The following is a 15,703-nucleotide window of genomic DNA, read 5'->3' as shown; positions in this document are numbered from 1 at the left end:
ATACACGGAATGCAGTTGAGGCGGCGAGCGCTGACACGTGGGAATATCCCCGACTGTCGGGGGCATTACTGTCGATCGGCTTCGCTGAGCTTGACCTGCGGCAACTCATCGCCGCGACACCTTACTCGTGGAGGCAATCCCTTCGCCAGCGGGGGCCTCCGACGGAGTCGCCAAAGCGAAACGCGCAAACCTACCCAATCGCGTTCCAATTCTTGCTTACGAACAAGCCAGTCTGGAAGCACGCTGTCCATCGCTTTCCAGAATTGCTTGGAGTGGTTGTGATGCAGCAGGTGAACCTGTTCGTGTAGCACCACGTAGTCGATAACCTGTACCGGCAGCTGTAGAAGTCGCCAGTTAAAGTAGAGTGTCCTATGCTTGCCGCACGAACCCCAGCGGAATCCAAGGTCCCTCACAATCACCTTAGATGATTGTCTGCCCGCTTAGTCGTTCAAGCTCGGCCGATCGTGATCGGAGCCATGCAGCCCCTTCGTCCATGAACCATCGCTGAAAATGTAGAGCAGCCTTCGGAGATCGTGGACAAGCGCGTGCGCCGTTACGATTTGACGGTGAGTGGTTTGAGCTCAGGCGCAGTGCAACGAAAGTATCTTCTATCTCGGCCGAAGCTACCGACTTCGCAGCGTTGCGGCGCGTTGGACGATCTCGTCGAGCACATATCCGTCCTGATCAACCGCTCTCCACACCCAGGATTTCTGACCGTTGATGCGCACCACGACTTCATCGAGGTGCCAGATATCGTTTTCGTTTGCGCCTTCGGCGTATGCGGCGGGCATAATCAGGCAGTGCATCGGCACCATCGGAGGATGGTCTCGTGGGGAACGACAATCCCGCGATCGAGCAGCATTTCCCTGACATCGCGCAGACTCAGATTGGAGCGGAAGTAGCCAGATAGCACGGGCCACAATTTCGATCAGGTAGTTCGATCACACGTCATTTCGTCAGTATCGATTGTCGCGCATCTCGGAACCAGATCCGCCCTGCGTGTGAACGATCTTGAAACGAGATGATGTGGGACGACAATCGGTATTTGACCACTACCATTTAAATAGAGATTCTTTGGCCGCTCGCTTCCGCTGAGCTTGATAAAGCGCTGACATTAGCACGAAACAATGAATGGGAGGAGGAACATTTCATGTCGCAAGAACTCGAATATCTTAGCCGTTACGTCGCTGCGGGCCGCCTGAGCCGACGTGAATTTCTCGGCCGTGCGACGGCGCTCGGCGTTTCAGCGACGTTCGCCAATTCGATCCTCGCCAGCGCTGCGCGCGCGCAGGGGCCTGTCCGCGGCGGTATCACCAGGGGCGGCCTTAGTGGTGCTGGGGCAACCGACAGTCTCGATCCGGCGACGTCCTCGAAGATTATATCAAGATCGTGGATATGATCAGGCGCTTAGCGTTATTGCGAGGAACGTTAGTGAAGGAACTTCAAGCGCGTCGTAACGACACTAGCTCCTGCGAAACGTGATCATCACCTAAGTGGAAGAACCGGAGCTGTGGCCGAACAGCGACAATCACCGCAATAGGTCGGAGAACAACCCGCTGCGCGGGATGGACGCGCGTGGTAAGGTAGAGGTCACGATCCGGTTGCCGCGCCCGCATTGAGCGTCGTTCGGCGGGGCAGAGCATCACAGGCTTCGTCAACAAGAAGCCTGACCACCCCCACCCTGTTCTCGATGCACCGATCAGCCCGCCGCGCCAATGGTTGATTGACGACATGACCATGCGCCGGTTCAGCCAGGAGGCGCAGCGCAACTACGTCCGCGATGTCGGGCGGTTCGCAAGCTTCCTTGGCCGATCGCCTTGCGAGACGCTGTGTTAGAGCAGCCAATTGTTATGCGAGTGCATCTTGCTTAAGCAAATTGCACTTTTGCCAAACGTCTTTATAGACAAAATGGGCTCTGGCGTAGAGGATTAGAATAGCCAATGGGAGGGGAACGAAATGCACAATGGTCGTAAAGAGAGCGAGCTGCTCGCCCATGCAAGACTGGTCCACGGCAGCGTAGAACGACCAATACAGGGCCGCTAGCCCGAACAAGGATGTGACGGCCGCGCAGCATGTTACCCAAGTGGCCAAACTATCGTCATTGATGACGATCTCTCGCTTTGCCGATTCCAAACGTGCCCGAAGGCTGCCGGCTGATGAGGGGTTTCTCACCTTTCTTGTTCCGATTAACGTTTCGATTGCCGCGATCTGGCGTGCAAGCGGTCCTCGAGGAACGATTGCCAGCTCTCTAAAAATCGACAGCGCCAAATTCAATCCGAACGCTAGTTGAAGCAGTCCGGAAAACTCATTCAGACGAAAACACTCTGTTGCGAGCGACTGAGATGCCATTGAAACTTACCCCCCGACCTTCGGCAGTGGAAAGCATCCGCCGCGCGCGACGATTGTCAATTGAAGCGGTCGCGATTGAGGCGAATATCCGACCAGATTTCTTGACTGAAATGGAAACAACCCCAACCGACGTCAGCAAGCGAGTGGCGTTTTCACTTGCCTCCGCTCTGGCTGTACCGGTCCAGTTCCTGTTCGCCAAAGACGTAGAAATCGACGCCAATATGCCTGATTTTCGCGCCGCCAATAATAGGCCAGCGGTTCTTACATCGGCAGGACTAACGCGAATCGCGCGTGCTCGTTCTATCGCCGCCTACCTGGCGGACCGAGCGTTCGAAGACTGCGCCAGGTTCGCCAATACAAATAGCGTGACCATCCATCAGCAGTCGACCGCGCGAAAGCTATTGAAATCGCTCTATGTCCCCGTCCAGCGCGTCGATGGATCGGTGAATCCTACCCTAACGTTCAGGGAGACGCGTGTATCGCTAGAGCGGAAAGGCATCATCGTGCTCTGCGATAGGGTAGCGGACCCGTTCCGTGGGTTTTGTTACTCTCCTACCGGTGACTTTCCCATCATCTTCGTGAATACAACCGGGCAGCGGCCCGCTACCAAGCTGTTCACACTGATGCATGAAGTGGTGCATGTGCTCCTTGGCAAAACGGGAGTTTCAGACCCCGCCATTCTCAACAACCAGGTTGAAAGATTCTGCAACTCGGTGACTGCCTCGGTCATGATGCCTGCGGAGGAATTTTCCCAAGCCTATAAAAGCGTCGCGGGAAGGGGTGCTAGGGCCGTCGTTGATCTCCTTTCCAGACGATTTGGCGCCAGTAAGCAGGCGAGCGCCTTACGCGTCTCTGATTTGGGCTTGAGCAAAGGCTTTTACGCTGCGTGGTCTGCGACCCTGCCGTCTGAAGTCCCCATGATCGAAGAAGAAGACGAAGGTGAGGAAAACAGCGGGGGCGGTGGAATTAGCTCGCAGATTGCCAGGTTCGGATATCTTCTGCCTAACATGCTCACCGCCGCGGTCGACAGGAAGGCAATCTCTCAGTTCGATGCGTACCGGCTCACCAATCTGAAGCCAAGTACGATAAAGCAGATCGCCGCCATTGGTGTTAACCGGCTGGGGCCATAACAGCATGGCCTATAGCGGCATCAACTTTGTGCTTGATCTAGAGGCATGCCTCTATTTTAGCGAAGCTGGCGGAAACCTGAAAGCCGCTCTGTTCCAACGAGCGAAAGTCGAACGCATTGCGGTACCCAAAGAGGTTTTCGACCAGGTTCGTATCTTCGACAAGAGCTTGGCCGATGAGATATCGGAGTCGGACATCGAAATTGTCGAACTCGATTCCGACGTATACGTGGCCGCTTGCGCACTCAACGAAATCTTTATGACCTCAGGGCATCGGTTAAACGCGGCCGCAAACGAAAAGGTCCCCTTCATAGCTCTCGTCCATTGTGCGCAAAATGGCGCTAAGCCGCCATGCCATTTGGTATCCGGCGACAACGGACTCCACTCCTCGTCGATGAGAAGCCTCTGTGCCGCCCTGAAAGTCCCTTTCATGGAAGTCACCAGCTTCTAGCAGCATTTTGGCGCTGTGCGGGAACTTGGTGTGGGACCAAGTGGCAGCTTTGCTCGAAAACCCATCTAAGCGACTGTGCCCTTCCCGAGAGATGGGTGCACTTCACCATGTCTCCGGTATAAACCGTAACCTATGTGTCCAGAATGGACCCCTGATTTCTTTGGCGCACCCTATCTCTTAGAAACTTTTAGGCAACTTGAAATGCCGAGCGACGCTCGAATCCGAAACTGCGCTCCGACTTCCGCCCTCGTGCTTACGTGGTTGCTTACGCGAGAGATCGGTGCTGGTTGGAGAGAACGTCATGACTAAGATCACCAAAAGGGTTGTCGACGCCGCCCAGGTCCGCGAAAAGGACTACGTCATCTGGGATGAGGAGCTGCTCGGTTTCGGCCTTCGTGTGTTCGCATCCGGCAAACGCAGCTATGTCATCAATACAGGGCAGCCGGCCGCTCGCCTCGCTACACCATCGGCCTCCACGGGATTGGACGCCCGAGACGGCACGACCGGAAGCGAAGGTCCAGTTCGGCCGTGTCGCTCAAGGCGACAATCCTGCCGACGAGCGTGAACTCGACTACAAAGCAATCACCATCAAAGAGCTGTGTGCGCGATATATCGCCGATCTGAACGCGGGGCTTAACCTGCAAGCGGTATGAAGCCCCGCTGCCGATTTAGTATTTCTCGAAGGTCGGATTGTAGTCTTTACAGGCCATTTCGCTCAGAATCGAATTCGAGTCGCGCAAGGCACGTAGCAAAGACGGTTTAGTAAGGCCGGCCAACGTCACTTTCTCTGCCGAAACGCCAACAATGACGCGCAGAAGAACGGCGAAGACGTGACGAACGAGATCAAGAGAGTGATCGTCCGGCCCAATAGTCGCTGACTGGTCTCTTTCGCTTCTCGCCATGCCAGCGAGGATTGTTCATGAATGTCAGCGTGTCTCCCAAATTGGTGGGCACGCCATGAGCGATGTCATTCCTGATCGCAAACGCGAGACGGGCTGCATTGCACCATGTCTCAAGCAGGGGTGCGCTCCTCTCCTGCTGGCAGGGTTGAGGCGAATGTTTCAAGCATCCGATCAAATCAGAGATCATCTTCGCGTCGGTCTCGGGTCGAATGCCCGTTGGATTGGCGCCCTCGAGCTTCCACAGTGCCCGCTCCAGGTGATGTTCGATGGCGGCGGCGAAGATGATGATCGCCGCGATACGCTGGCTGACCATGGGCGTCAGCCCAAGCCGCTCTTCGAGGGTGTCGGCCCTTCCATACGTCATTACAGGGGTAGTTTCATCTCGCTCACTCCTGACCGTATCCCCACAGCCGTTTCTGCCGCGCGATCTTGAGCCCGACCGTATTGATGGAACCCCCGGCCGCAGGGCAGATCCCCTGCGATAGTCACGGAGCGAGGAAAAATCCATCCAAATCGAATTATCCTCGTTGATGGACTTCGTGACGTGAATTTCCGACGCTAAAAAGGTCGAAATGCCAATTCTTCTCAGTAGGATCAGGCTGTCGAATTACTTATCCTAAGGCATCATCGTCATCTTCGGAAAGGACGCCCCGATGACTGACGAGCGTTCCCGCGGCCGCCCTCGCGGCACAGGCAAGAACGATACAGTCTTCCTGACCATGGTTGCAGATCTCATGGTGAAGACGCCTGGCCTGAAGTATACCACAGCCATGACGCGCATCGTTCGGCAGCGCACGGACTGGGATGCGGCGAGTCCAGAGGCGGCGGTCCGTCGCTGGCAAGTGAAATGGAAGGTGCAAGGTGAGGCACTTCTCGCCGCTGCGCATGAGCGCGCCATGCCGAAGCCTGTAGCTCGGATAGGCCGTCATTCGCGCTTGCCAGACATGAGCGAGGCGCAGGCGATCGTCACGCTGATCCTAGATGCCGTGCGGAACCACGACCCCGTTCATTACCGCTCGCTTGAAACCACACGCTAACTCCCTGCGCTGAGTGTAGGTGATTATGGAATTCGCGGAGCGGCAATAGTCATCGTAGGATTACAACGTTGGCAACACTTTGCGACCTGGCAACACGGCTACCTCTTGTGATCGGGGGACTGCTCGACCGCGAGACCAACCTCAAGCGCGGTAGGTTCCGGGAAGAAATCATGACCGACATCCTCACGGGCGCGCTGGCCGCGTTCGCCGGTCCAGAGCTCGTCATCTCCTACCCGATCGAAAAGGACACCGGGGGTGATCTTGATCTGCGGTTCTGGAACGTGTCTGAGGGTCGCGACCTTTGGGTGCGGATCCAAGCCAAGCGCCTAAACGCCGCCGTGGTCCAAAACAAGAACCGCTCCTACAGCGAGCTGCTGCATAGGCCCTCGCCCAAGCATGACTATCAATTCCGCACCCTGCGGGACACGCCCCCGCCGTGGGTCCCACTTTACCTCTTCTACAATCATGCGAGTGTGACGATGGACCCTAACTTCAGGGGGCTGGTCCCCTCTGTCAGCGGGGCGAACCTAGCCTTTGCGAGCGACATCGCCGCCGAACTGGAGGCGAAGCTCGCTGGTGCCAGTGGGACGCCGAAAACGGGAGCGCTTAACAAGCGTCTGTCCATCTGCGGCCTCATTTCTTTTGCCTCGAGGCACTACTTTGTCCTCGGAGCACGGTTCGGAGCGAGACGGTTCCGACACCTGATACGGTCTCTGCCTTCCTGAGAGAGCGATATGTTCGTAGCGCCCCTGCCAGGCCTCGCGAAAGGTACGGGGACGAAACCTTCCGCCGGCTATCTGAACCTCATGAGCTCATGACAGCTGATGGGATTGGTCGGACCTTGCAGGACGGTCCGGCGGTACGTATCGACCGGCAGCTCGATTACCCGTTAGTTACGTTCATCTCCGGTCGCACCGGAGACTCCCGTACGCCTGTCATCAGCGACGTGCCCTCACAGCGAGGCTGAGCTGGGGCTCGCCATTAATAGGGATTGGCTGGCTAAATTGGAGGGCGGACTAAAGACATTTGAGCCCAGCGGCCCATTTCAGGCAAAGCTTGCGTAGTAACTTTGCGCCTCATTTTGGCTCTGGTCGACTTCCAAGCACTTGACAAACTACCGTCAATTCGTCGATCCAGCGGAGCGGAGGTCGGAAGAGAACCGCGTCGCGTGGAGCCGGTCCATCTCTGTGTCGAACCGGTGCCACAGAAGAACGCCCTCCTCACCGAGCATTTCGCTGTCGCGTTGGAAGCGGTTCTCCTCGTGCACGGCGTCCAGCGGATCGCGCCAAGGGAAGATTGCCGTGGCTTCGAGCTTGGCCAGTGTCGTTTCCAGACGCGATCGGATCGCTACCCGCTCTGATTGCGATAGCGTGTTGCGTTCGGCGTCGTCTTGCGCGAACAAGTCTGCTTGAGCGAATCTCATGGTGGCAACTTATGCTCTCGCGCATGCGGCGGCAACGGTACAGCCTCAAGCGGGAGGGGAAAGTGGCAAACAGTTGGCGCGGAGATCGTCTGCCCGACATCGTCCGATCGATGGCTTCCCGGCCACGACACGAGGCGTTGCGGGGCCTGATCACGGAACTGCTGCGAGAAGGCTTCGGCGCCGCGTTCAGCGAGTTAGAGCACGAGCGCTACCTTGTCGACAACAGTGGGCGGATCGACGTGGCGTGGGGCGCCACCGTGATCGAGCTGAAGAGCGATCTACGGCGCGAAGAGCGTGATGTCGTCGCCCGTATGCCCGACTATCTGGCCGATGCAAGCCGCGGCAGCGCACCTGGCCGTACCACCGTCGGTCTTGCCACCGACGGCGCGACGCTGCTCGCTTACACGCTGGATCTCGGCAGGCTCACGAGCATCGGCCGCTATGACGTCGACGTCGACCACCCCGAACGGTTGCTGACCTGGCTCGAGCCGCTGCTCTCGCCCGTTCCCGAGGTGATGCCGACACCGATCGCTGTCGCGCTCGCGTTCGGTCGATACAGCCTTGCCTTCGGCCGCGCGCACGCGCAACTGCAGCGCCTGTGGTCCGAGGTCGGCGACCATCCCGAAGTGCGGTTGAAGCGGAACCTGTGGGATGGGTTGCTGCGCCAGGTATACGGCGATGACGTGGGCAGTGATGCGCTGTTCCTCCAACACACCTACCTGACTATCCTCGTGAAGGCGATCGCGGCGCGCGTCCTCGATCTGGAAATTGGCGATCCGGCGGAGATGCTGTCGGGCCGGTTGCTGGCGAATGAGGGTATTGTCGGCGCCGTCGAGGCTGACTTCTTCGACTGGCCCCTACTCGCAACGGGCGGCGATGACCTGGTGCGTTCGCTTGCCGCCGAAACGATTCGTTTTCGCCTGCGCGATGTCAAGGTCGACGTGCTCAAGAGTCTCTACGAGAGCCTGATCGACCCCGACGAGCGCCACGACCTCGGTGAATACTACACCCCCGACTGGTTGGCCGCGCGGGTGGTCACGGCGGCTATTCCTCGCCCGCTGGAACAGCGGGTGCTCGATCCGTCCTGTGGCTCTGGGACCTTTCTGTTCCATGCGCTTCGCCGCCTGATCGAAGCCGGTCGGCAGGCTGGGGTGCCACCAGCCGAGATCGTCGAGACTTGTGCCGATCGCGTGTTCGGGATCGACGTGCACCCTGTCGCGGTCGCGCTCGCGCGCGTCACGTGGCTGCTGGCTCTCGGCGATTTGGTACAGGATCGGCCGCCCACGCTCAGCGTGCCGGTTTATATGGGCGACTCGATGCAGTGGAACCTGCGACCGCTGGGCGCATCGGCCGAAGTGCTGGTCGACGTGCCGCCCAACGATCCGCCCCTGCGCATCCCCGCCGGCTTGGCGAGCGACCAACATCTGTTCGAGCGTGCGCTCGACGAGCTCAACCGCGGGCTCGACACGCTCGCCGAGCCGGAGGCCATTCGCCATGCCATCGCTCTCGCCGGCGCGACCACCGAGGACGCGGCCATGCTCGGCCAAACGTTCGCGCAGCTCAAGGAACTCTATCTTGACGGCCGCAACCACATCTGGACTTTCATTCTGCGCAACTTGCTGCGCCCAGTGTGGCTGTCGCATCCCGATCACCGGGCTGACGTCCTGATCGGCAATCCGCCCTGGATCGTTTATCGCCACCTGAGCGCGGACATGAAGGACCGGCTGCGCGAGGCGCTGCGGAGCTACAATCTCTGGGTCGGTGGCAGTCTGGCCACACAACAGGACATGTGTGCGCTGTTTTGGGCGCGCGGCGCGGAACGCTACCTGCGCGACGGCGGCGTGCTGGCGCTCGTTCTGCCCTATGCCGCGCTCAACGCTCCCGTGTTCGCCGGAATGCGCGACGGGGGCATGGAGCGCGTGCGGGTAGCGATCATCGGCGGTTGGGGTCTGGAGCGGGTGTGGCCGATCTTCGGTGCGCAATCCGGCAGCAGCACGACGAGCACCTGTGTGCTGTTCGGTGAGCGTGACCGTGCCGGGCCGCCGCCGGCGGAATTCGATCGCTGGGTAGGTGTGCTTCCACGGCGTGATGCCAGCGAGGCCGAGGCGGCCGAGGTGCTCGCGCATATGCGCGCGGCTTGGCCAAGGCCGAGAACGCTACTTGCTGCATCTCCATATCGGACACGCTTCCGTAATGGTGCAAGCCTCTTTCCAAGGCGCTTTGTTCTCGTGGAGTATGCCGCAGCCGGACGCCTGCAAAGCCGCCGCGATGCGCCGCGCCTGCGCGGCCGTGTTGGTAGTCTCGACAAGCGGCCGTGGACCGGCGTCGAGCCTCCCGAGGGCCCGGTCGAACGCATATTCGTGCGTCGAATTGCGCTGGGAGAGTCCGTCGCACCTTATCGGGTCCTCGACCTCGTGACGGGCGTGGTTCCGATGGAGAGCGGTGCAATCCTCACGGCGGCAAGCGCTGACGCACGAGGCCATCGTGGCCTTGCGGCGTGGTTGCGCGATGCCGAAACGAAGTGGAACGAGCATAGCAACAAGGGGGTAGACGGCGCGCCTCGTATGACGCTGACGCGGTCGCTAAACCACCTTCAAAAACTGGTGGCGCAGGCGGCGAGATCGCCGATTCGAGTTCTCTACACCAAAGCTGGAACGCGATTGAGCGCGTGCTGGCTAGAGGACGACGATGTGATTATCGACCACAAGGCCTATTGGTCGGCCGCCAACTCACTCGAAGAAGCCGCGTACGTTGCTGCCGTCCTGAACACGAGTATTGTGCTTGATCGCGTAAAGGACCTTCAGCCAGTCGGACAGCGAGATCCGCGTGACTTCGACAATCTCGTCTGGACGCTGCCTATCCCTGAATTCGACGCTTCCGAGGCACTGCACGTGGACCTTGCCGCGGCGGCGCTGCACGCTGCCGGAATCGCCGCCCGCATCGAACTACCCGACAGCGCGCACTTCACCGCCAAGCGGCGGGCGATCCGGCAAACACTAGTCGACGACGGCGTAGCGGAAACGATCGAACGCCTTGTCGACGCGCTACTTCCACCTTGACACCCGCACTAGAGAAGGTCCGCTATCGGAACCAATCCGCCCGTCCCCTGCCGTCCGCTCCCGGGCCTTATGCTGCCCCTTAGCCTGACGAATTGCAGAGTGCCGTTAAACCAAGTCATATAATTCGTGTCCACTTGCTATGCATTCGAATGTTAATATATTGTGCGTATGAGAGGTCGTAATTTGTCATAACCTACGCACAGCTCGCACACTCCAAGGCGGTCTCAGGCTTTGTCGATAGCCTTCAGGAGCCGCGCACGCCTTATATCTCGCCGAAGCGCCTGTCGCAGGCGCTGGGCGTGAAGGTGGCCAATCTGGCACAGTTGACCGGGGTTCATCGCAACACGCTCCGCAATCCCTCATCGGAACGCCTGCAGGGCCGGATGCGCGAGATGGTACAAGTGATCTCGGCCGCGACGGAGCTCACCGGCGACGTCGACAAGGCGATCTACTGGTATCGCAACGAACCGATCGCCGACTATGGCCACCACACGGCTGCCGATAGGGTGCTACAGGGCTGAGCATGCTCGTCGCGTTGGTTGAGGACGAGGGGCACGACCTCATTCCCCCGCTTGCCCGATCGGCCCTACAGCAATTGCGTGAGGTGCACGAGAAGGTCGGTGAGCTGGACCGACAGATTCACATCTGGCATCGTTCGCACGAGTTGAGCCGTCGCCTCGAAACGATCCCCGGCATCGGTCCGATCACCGCCAGCGCAATCGTTGCGACCGTGACAGATGCTTCCCTGTTCAAATCCGGCCGGCAACTCGCGGCTTGGCTTGGCCTGGTGCCGCGACAGAACTCATCCGGAGGAAAGGATCGGCTCGGGCGGATCAGCAAGCAAGGCGATCCCTACATCCGTCGCCTTCTTGTTGTGGGAGCCCATGCCGTGCTTCGCTTCTGTCGTAAGGGCAAAGCGGCACCCACTCGCTGGGCTGCCGAGCTTCTGGCGAAAAAGCCGTACAACGTCGTTGCGGTGGCCTTGGCAAACAAGATGGCCCGGATCGTCTGGGCGCTGATGACTACGGGCAAGCGCTTCGCGGATTCACCGGCGTAGTGACGTAGTCGCAGAGGATGCACAGAGGTTGGTGAGGTGCTGATGGTGTGATGACCGACGGTCGAACCGGGATCGGAAAAACCCGCTCAGTGGGTGCCGCTCAAAAAGCGCGTTGACCTGTCTGGGATCCGATCCGCGGACTTCAAGGCCAGCGGCATGAACAGGCCGCACTCAAAGGCCGAATACATGCCTGCACCCGACCAACCTGTCATCAATGTCAGAAAGCCCTTGCCACGCGGAGGCTGTCCATACATGCACTGTCTTCTCGGATCCGAGACCGGAAAGGCCGCGCTCGGCGATCTCGATCTTGGCGCCGACTGCGTGCGGCACGCACGAATGTTTTTCGACCGTCCCGACTATGACCTCGCCTCAGCAGTCCCGGGCAGCTTCGCGATCGCGCCCGCTCCAAAGATGGTGGACGCGCTCACGCGCGACTATGCCAATACGGCGGCCATGATCTTCGGCACTCCGCCGAGTTTCGATGACATTCTGGAATCAGCACGGCAGATTGAGCAGGACATCAACACCCATTCCTAGTCGCCTGGCCACGTCGCCGGGGCATCATCAAGGCGGTGTCGAGCAAATGGTCTGCTACTTCAAACCCGAGGGCATCGAAAAACATCACGCTGGCCGAGAGGACATGCATTGGCAGTTCGCTGAACTGCGGGATCGCTTTCTTGGTCGTAAGTATCAAACCGAGCGTGGCCACGAGTTCGAAATCACCGAGAGGGACACGGTCTTCGACGCGACGCTGACTATCCAGGCAGCATTGGCAGCCGCACAGCAGGCTGCGGAGGACGAGGATTTATTAGGCGAAGGCACCGCCGACGTGCCCCCTGTAGAGTCGCCTGACTGGCTTCTAACCAGAGAAGAAGTAGCCATTCTCCAAGAGGCCGGCGTCGAACTGGAAGATGAGTACGCGCGCAACCTCGAGCGCTTAATGGAGGGTCCTGCACAGTCTCCGTTTCGTCTCCCAACGCACCAAAAAGGCAACTGCGCAGAGCAAGCCTTCTATCCATCAATCTCCCTTTTCAAAATCATCATATCTCTGACCAACACTGCGATATTTTTCGCGGCGGAAGGAGCCAGGCACAGTCATTTCATGCGCAACAGCATTTCTAAGTTTCTCAGCTCGCCGGAACACGTCGGCGGCCGATGTCGCGCTCCGGGGGAGCTCTATTCCTTTTCGAACAATATCAGATTTGTCGCAGAACTGAGTGAATAGGATCTCGTCCACAAATCCATCATCACTCTTCGCATCGGCGATCACTTGAGAAATCTTCTTTCTTCTTTCGGCGCTAAGCTTCTCCAGCCAGCGGCCCGGCGTTTCGAAGCGTCTCCCTATCGCATCCGCCATGGACATCTCGAATGCTGTCACGAGAGCAAAGAGCGCTGCTCGCACTGGCAATTTCTGCATGCTGAAATGCTGACGAGACCTTCGATCTGGCGTGAGGAAATAGGGTCAGGACCCATTAAATTGTTGAGTTGAAGGAGCGATGATGATTCAAGGTGGCTGGAGGTGGCCACCATGGGTGATTTGTTACTGCTGTCGCCGACGCAGATGCGGCGGATCGAGCCATTCTTTCCACGCTCGCACGGGGTACCTCGGGTCGATGACCGACGGGTGCTGAGCGGGATTCTGTTCGTGATCCGTAACGGGCTGCGCTGGCGGGATGTGCCGGCCGCCTATGGTCCGCACAAGACGATCTACAACCGGTTCATTCGCTGGAGCCGGCTGGGTGTGTTCAACCGCATTCTGGCCGAACTCTCGGCCCGGGGCGGCGGCACAGACAAGCTGATGATCGATGCCACCCATCTCAAGGCGCATCGCACGGCAGCCAGCCTGCTCAAAAAGGGGCTCTACCCCGATGTATCGGACGGACCAGAGGCGGTCTGACCACCAAGCTGCAGGTGGTTTGCGACGACCAGGGACGTCCGTTGCTGCTGCACCTGAGCGAAGGCCAGGCCAACGATCACAGAACCGCCGCTGCCGTGCTCGACGAACTGCCACCTGCCCGCCATCTGCTGGCCGATCGGGCCTACAGTTCCACTGGCTTCCGCGAGGCGCTCATCGGCAAGGGCATCACACCCTGCATCCCGCCTCATGCCAAGCACCGTGTCCAGCACAGCTATGATCCGCTGCTCTACAGGCAGCGCCACAGGATCGAGAACATGTTCGCCCGCCTCAAGGACTGGCGACGCATCCACACTCGATACGACCGATGCGCGCACACATTCTTGTCAGCAATCGCCTTCGCTGCAGCGTTCATCTTCTGGATCAATGAGATGCTGTAACGGGGCCTGCGTCGTGCGCTGCCCGTTACCGATTGCATGCTGACCGGTTGCCGCCGACGCTCCCCTATCTGATTCTGACAGGAGGATTACGGGATGAAACTGTTCATTGGGTTGGATGTCTCACTCGCCAAGACTGCGGTCTGCATTGTCAGCGAGCACGGCAAGATCGTGAAGGAGGCTGAGGTCGGCAGCGATCCCGCGGCGCTGACGCAATTCGCGCTGGAGCAACAGGGCGAAATTGCGATGATCGGGATGGAAGCCGGGCCGTTGTCGCAATGGCTGCACCGGGGGCTGACCGAAGCCGGCCTGGAAGTGGTTCTGATGGATACCCGGCAAGTGAAGGGTGCTCTGAAAGCCATGCCGATCAAGACAGACCGGCGCGATGCTGAAGGTATTGCCCGGCTGCTACATTTGGGCTGGTTCCGGCCAGTCCATTGCAAGTCGGTGTCTGCCCAGGAGATCCGCGCACTCCTCGGGGCGCGCAAATCCATCCAGCAGGGCGTGATCGCTCTGGAAATGTCCTTGCGCGGGTTATTGCGGAACTTCGGCTTGAAAGTCGGCGCAATCTCCAAAGGACGGTTTGATGCTCGCATTCAGGAACTGGTTGCCAGCAACACTACGCTGGTGGCGGCAACCGAGCCGATGCTTCGCGCCCGTGCCACCCTCCGCCATGAACTGGCGCGACTGGAGCGGCATGTGCGCAGCCTAGCACAGGACGACCCGACCTGCCGCTTGCTGATGACCATGCCGGCCGTTGGCGCGGTGGTCGCATTGACCTTCAAGTCGGCCGTGGATGATCCGGCTCGGTTCTCGTCGTCGAAGAAAGTCGGCCCGTGGGTCGGCCTCCCCCCTTCACGGCAGCAGTCCGGCGAGCGCGACGTGACAGGCGGTATCACCAAAGCCGGTGACGCCCATTTACGCCGCGCCTTATGCCAGGCCGCAACCGTCATGATGAACCGGGGCCGTGGGTCGTGGTTGCGGACATGGGCCTCGCGGGTCGCGAAACGGCGCGGCACCAAGCGGGCCATGGTGGCCTTGGCGCGTCGGATCGGTGTGATCCTGCATCGGATGTGGCTGGACGGAAGAAACTTCCGCTGGGAAGGAGCGCCAGAGCCGATCCATGCATGAGCTAATCTCCGTGTTGATGTCTGCCTGAGCGCAGACCTGCGAGGTCCCCGACCCGGGACGTGGTCCCGATGACGCCGCGGTCTGGACTGATGCCGCCCCGCCGGGCGAGCACGCCAATGAGATGGGCGCATCGGAACCATATTGGACAAGCATCATGTTGGCGGCCGCCGCGCCGACCACGGACCGAAGCATGAACCCGGGCAGAACCTCATACGGCAGGAAAGCAGGCGATATAGCACAACCAAAATGCAATCACGCTCTCCGCACACCCGGATGGGCGATCCCTTCTTGCATCAAATTTGCCTTGACGAGGACGGCCCCGTTACCGAAGGAGCGCCAGAGCCGATCCATGCATGAGCTAATCTCCGTGTTGATGTCTGCCTGAGCGCAGACCTGCGAGGTCCCCGACCCGGGACGTGGTCCCGATGACGCCGCGGTCTGGACTGATGCCGCCCCGCCGGGCGAGCACGCCAATGAGATGGGCGCATCGGAACCATATTGGACAAGCATCATGTTGGCGGCCGCCGCGCCGACCACGGACCGAAGCATGAACCCGGGCAGAACCTCATACGGCAGGAAAGCAGGCGATATAGCACAACCAAAATGCAATCACGCTCTCCGCACACCCGGATGGGCGATCCCTTCTTGCATCAAATTTGCCTTGACGAGGACGGCCCCGTTACCGAAGTCCTGACCCTAGCCGACACGGCCTTTGGTCGGCGTCTCGGATGAAGTCTAGAAATGCTTGCGTCGGCTCCAACCAACGTCTCTTCTGGAGCGGAAACACGCTCAGAGATTTTTCCACTCGGCGGTGTCGCGTCGAAGAAGCGTTCTGCAAAGAATAGTCCCCCGAAACCACCGTCATGAACCACAGG

General features: G+C 59.4%; 12 protein-coding genes and 6 pseudogenes. 13 read left to right on the top strand and 5 right to left on the bottom strand.

Annotation, left to right across the window (positions count from 1 at the left end; genetic code table 11):
- Positions 1 to 65: 65 nt before the first annotated feature.
- Positions 66 to 425: pseudogene (locus CIT31_RS36180) on the bottom strand (M48 metallopeptidase family protein); the annotation flags it as partial.
- Between the two features lie 225 nt (positions 426 to 650).
- Positions 651 to 932 (bottom strand): annotated as a pseudogene (locus CIT31_RS27905) (DDE-type integrase/transposase/recombinase); the annotation flags it as partial.
- Positions 933 to 1,150: 218 nt separating this feature from the next.
- On the opposite strand from CIT31_RS27905, the pseudogene CIT31_RS27900 reads away from it, so the two are divergent.
- Positions 1,151 to 1,363, top strand: a pseudogene (locus CIT31_RS27900) (twin-arginine translocation signal domain-containing protein); the annotation flags it as partial.
- 485 nt (positions 1,364 to 1,848) lie between these two features.
- Here CIT31_RS27900 and CIT31_RS27895 read toward each other — a convergent pair.
- The gene (locus CIT31_RS27895; RefSeq protein WP_029354753.1) at positions 1,849 to 2,349 is read right to left on the bottom strand and encodes a hypothetical protein; all 501 of its coding nucleotides are present in this window, start codon (positions 2,347 to 2,349) and stop codon (positions 1,849 to 1,851) included.
- On the opposite strand from CIT31_RS27895, the gene CIT31_RS27890 reads away from it, so the two are divergent.
- From CIT31_RS27890 to CIT31_RS27880, 3 genes and pseudogenes are all read left to right on the top strand, one after another.
- Positions 2,343 to 3,479, top strand: coding sequence for an ImmA/IrrE family metallo-endopeptidase (locus tag CIT31_RS27890; RefSeq protein WP_095521227.1), 1,137 nt, complete (start codon positions 2,343 to 2,345; stop codon positions 3,477 to 3,479). The genes CIT31_RS27895 and CIT31_RS27890 overlap by 7 nt on opposite strands.
- A 4-nt stretch (positions 3,480 to 3,483) precedes the next feature.
- Positions 3,484 to 3,927: a hypothetical protein gene (locus CIT31_RS27885; RefSeq protein ID WP_029354749.1), complete on the top strand. Its 444-nt coding sequence runs from the start codon at positions 3,484 to 3,486 to the stop codon at positions 3,925 to 3,927.
- A 301-nt stretch (positions 3,928 to 4,228) separates the two neighbouring features.
- Positions 4,229 to 4,568 (top strand): annotated as a pseudogene (locus CIT31_RS27880) (Arm DNA-binding domain-containing protein); the annotation flags it as partial.
- 202 nt (positions 4,569 to 4,770) lie between these two features.
- Here the strand turns inward: CIT31_RS27880 and CIT31_RS27875 are convergent.
- The gene (locus CIT31_RS27875; protein ID WP_127220022.1) at positions 4,771 to 5,142 is read right to left on the bottom strand and encodes a hypothetical protein; all 372 of its coding nucleotides are present in this window, start codon (positions 5,140 to 5,142) and stop codon (positions 4,771 to 4,773) included.
- Between the two features lie 340 nt (positions 5,143 to 5,482).
- Here CIT31_RS27875 and CIT31_RS27870 point away from each other — a divergent pair, with 340 nt between their 5' ends.
- Positions 5,483 to 5,866, top strand: a complete 384-nt coding sequence (locus CIT31_RS27870) for a hypothetical protein (protein ID WP_091597881.1) — start codon at positions 5,483 to 5,485, stop codon at positions 5,864 to 5,866.
- 107 nt (positions 5,867 to 5,973) lie between these two features.
- Positions 5,974 to 6,833, top strand: a pseudogene (locus CIT31_RS36175) (DUF6615 family protein).
- Positions 6,834 to 6,986: 153 nt separating this feature from the next.
- Here the strand turns inward: CIT31_RS36175 and CIT31_RS27860 are convergent.
- Entirely contained in the window at positions 6,987 to 7,289 is a 303-nt protein-coding gene (locus CIT31_RS27860; protein ID WP_127313414.1) for a hypothetical protein, read from the bottom strand.
- Between the two features lie 62 nt (positions 7,290 to 7,351).
- Between CIT31_RS27860 and CIT31_RS27855 the strand changes: the two genes are divergently transcribed.
- From CIT31_RS27855 to CIT31_RS27825, 7 genes and pseudogenes are all read left to right on the top strand, one after another.
- Positions 7,352 to 10,348: an N-6 DNA methylase gene (locus CIT31_RS27855; protein WP_036268033.1), complete on the top strand. Its 2,997-nt coding sequence runs from the start codon at positions 7,352 to 7,354 to the stop codon at positions 10,346 to 10,348.
- Positions 10,349 to 10,536: 188 nt separating this feature from the next.
- Entirely contained in the window at positions 10,537 to 10,869 is a 333-nt protein-coding gene (locus CIT31_RS27850) for a hypothetical protein (protein ID WP_029354736.1), read from the top strand.
- A 50-nt stretch (positions 10,870 to 10,919) separates the two neighbouring features.
- Positions 10,920 to 11,405: pseudogene (locus CIT31_RS27845) on the top strand (IS110 family RNA-guided transposase); the annotation flags it as partial.
- Positions 11,406 to 11,498: 93 nt separating this feature from the next.
- Positions 11,499 to 11,942, top strand: coding sequence for a hypothetical protein (locus CIT31_RS35440; protein ID WP_029354732.1), 444 nt, complete (start codon positions 11,499 to 11,501; stop codon positions 11,940 to 11,942).
- The gene (locus CIT31_RS27835) at positions 11,887 to 12,630 is read left to right on the top strand and encodes a hypothetical protein (protein WP_135927944.1); all 744 of its coding nucleotides are present in this window, start codon (positions 11,887 to 11,889) and stop codon (positions 12,628 to 12,630) included. The genes CIT31_RS35440 and CIT31_RS27835 overlap by 56 nt, the downstream gene beginning before the upstream one ends.
- 303 nt (positions 12,631 to 12,933) lie before the next feature.
- Positions 12,934 to 13,700, top strand: a protein-coding gene (locus CIT31_RS27830; RefSeq protein ID WP_236370666.1) for an IS5 family transposase whose coding sequence is annotated in 2 segments (ribosomal slippage) — positions 12,934 to 13,267 and positions 13,267 to 13,700 — 768 coding nt in all. Because the reading frame shifts where the segments join, the coding sequence is not laid out codon by codon here.
- A gap of 93 nt (positions 13,701 to 13,793) precedes the next feature.
- Positions 13,794 to 14,828 carry an IS110 family RNA-guided transposase gene (locus tag CIT31_RS27825; RefSeq protein WP_029354722.1) on the top strand — a complete coding sequence of 345 codons (1,035 nt, stop codon included), beginning with the start codon at positions 13,794 to 13,796 and terminating at the stop codon, positions 14,826 to 14,828.
- The last annotated feature ends 875 nt before the right edge of the window (positions 14,829 to 15,703 follow it).

The sequence above is a fragment of the Mesorhizobium wenxiniae genome, assembly GCF_002284535.1.
GTDB lineage: Bacteria > Pseudomonadota > Alphaproteobacteria > Rhizobiales > Rhizobiaceae > Mesorhizobium > Mesorhizobium wenxiniae.
The sequence above is the reverse complement of the archived record's forward strand: the minus strand, read 5'-3'. Positions and strand labels throughout refer to the sequence as shown.

Excerpts from the sequence above, each read along its gene's own strand:
- CIT31_RS27895 (WP_029354753.1), bottom strand. The coding sequence starts at position 2,349 with ATGGCATCTCAGTCGCTCGCAACAGAGTGTTTTCGTCTGAATGAGTTT.
- CIT31_RS27835 (WP_135927944.1), top strand. The coding sequence starts at position 11,887 with ATGACATTCTGGAATCAGCACGGCAGATTGAGCAGGACATCAACACCC.
- CIT31_RS27875 (WP_127220022.1), bottom strand. The coding sequence starts at position 5,142 with ATGGTCAGCCAGCGTATCGCGGCGATCATCATCTTCGCCGCCGCCATC.
- CIT31_RS27825 (WP_029354722.1), top strand. The coding sequence starts at position 13,794 with ATGAAACTGTTCATTGGGTTGGATGTCTCACTCGCCAAGACTGCGGTC.
- CIT31_RS27890 (WP_095521227.1), top strand. The coding sequence starts at position 2,343 with ATGCCATTGAAACTTACCCCCCGACCTTCGGCAGTGGAAAGCATCCGC.
- CIT31_RS27885 (WP_029354749.1), top strand. The coding sequence starts at position 3,484 with ATGGCCTATAGCGGCATCAACTTTGTGCTTGATCTAGAGGCATGCCTC.
- CIT31_RS27870 (WP_091597881.1), top strand. The coding sequence starts at position 5,483 with ATGACTGACGAGCGTTCCCGCGGCCGCCCTCGCGGCACAGGCAAGAAC.
- CIT31_RS27860 (WP_127313414.1), bottom strand. The coding sequence starts at position 7,289 with ATGAGATTCGCTCAAGCAGACTTGTTCGCGCAAGACGACGCCGAACGC.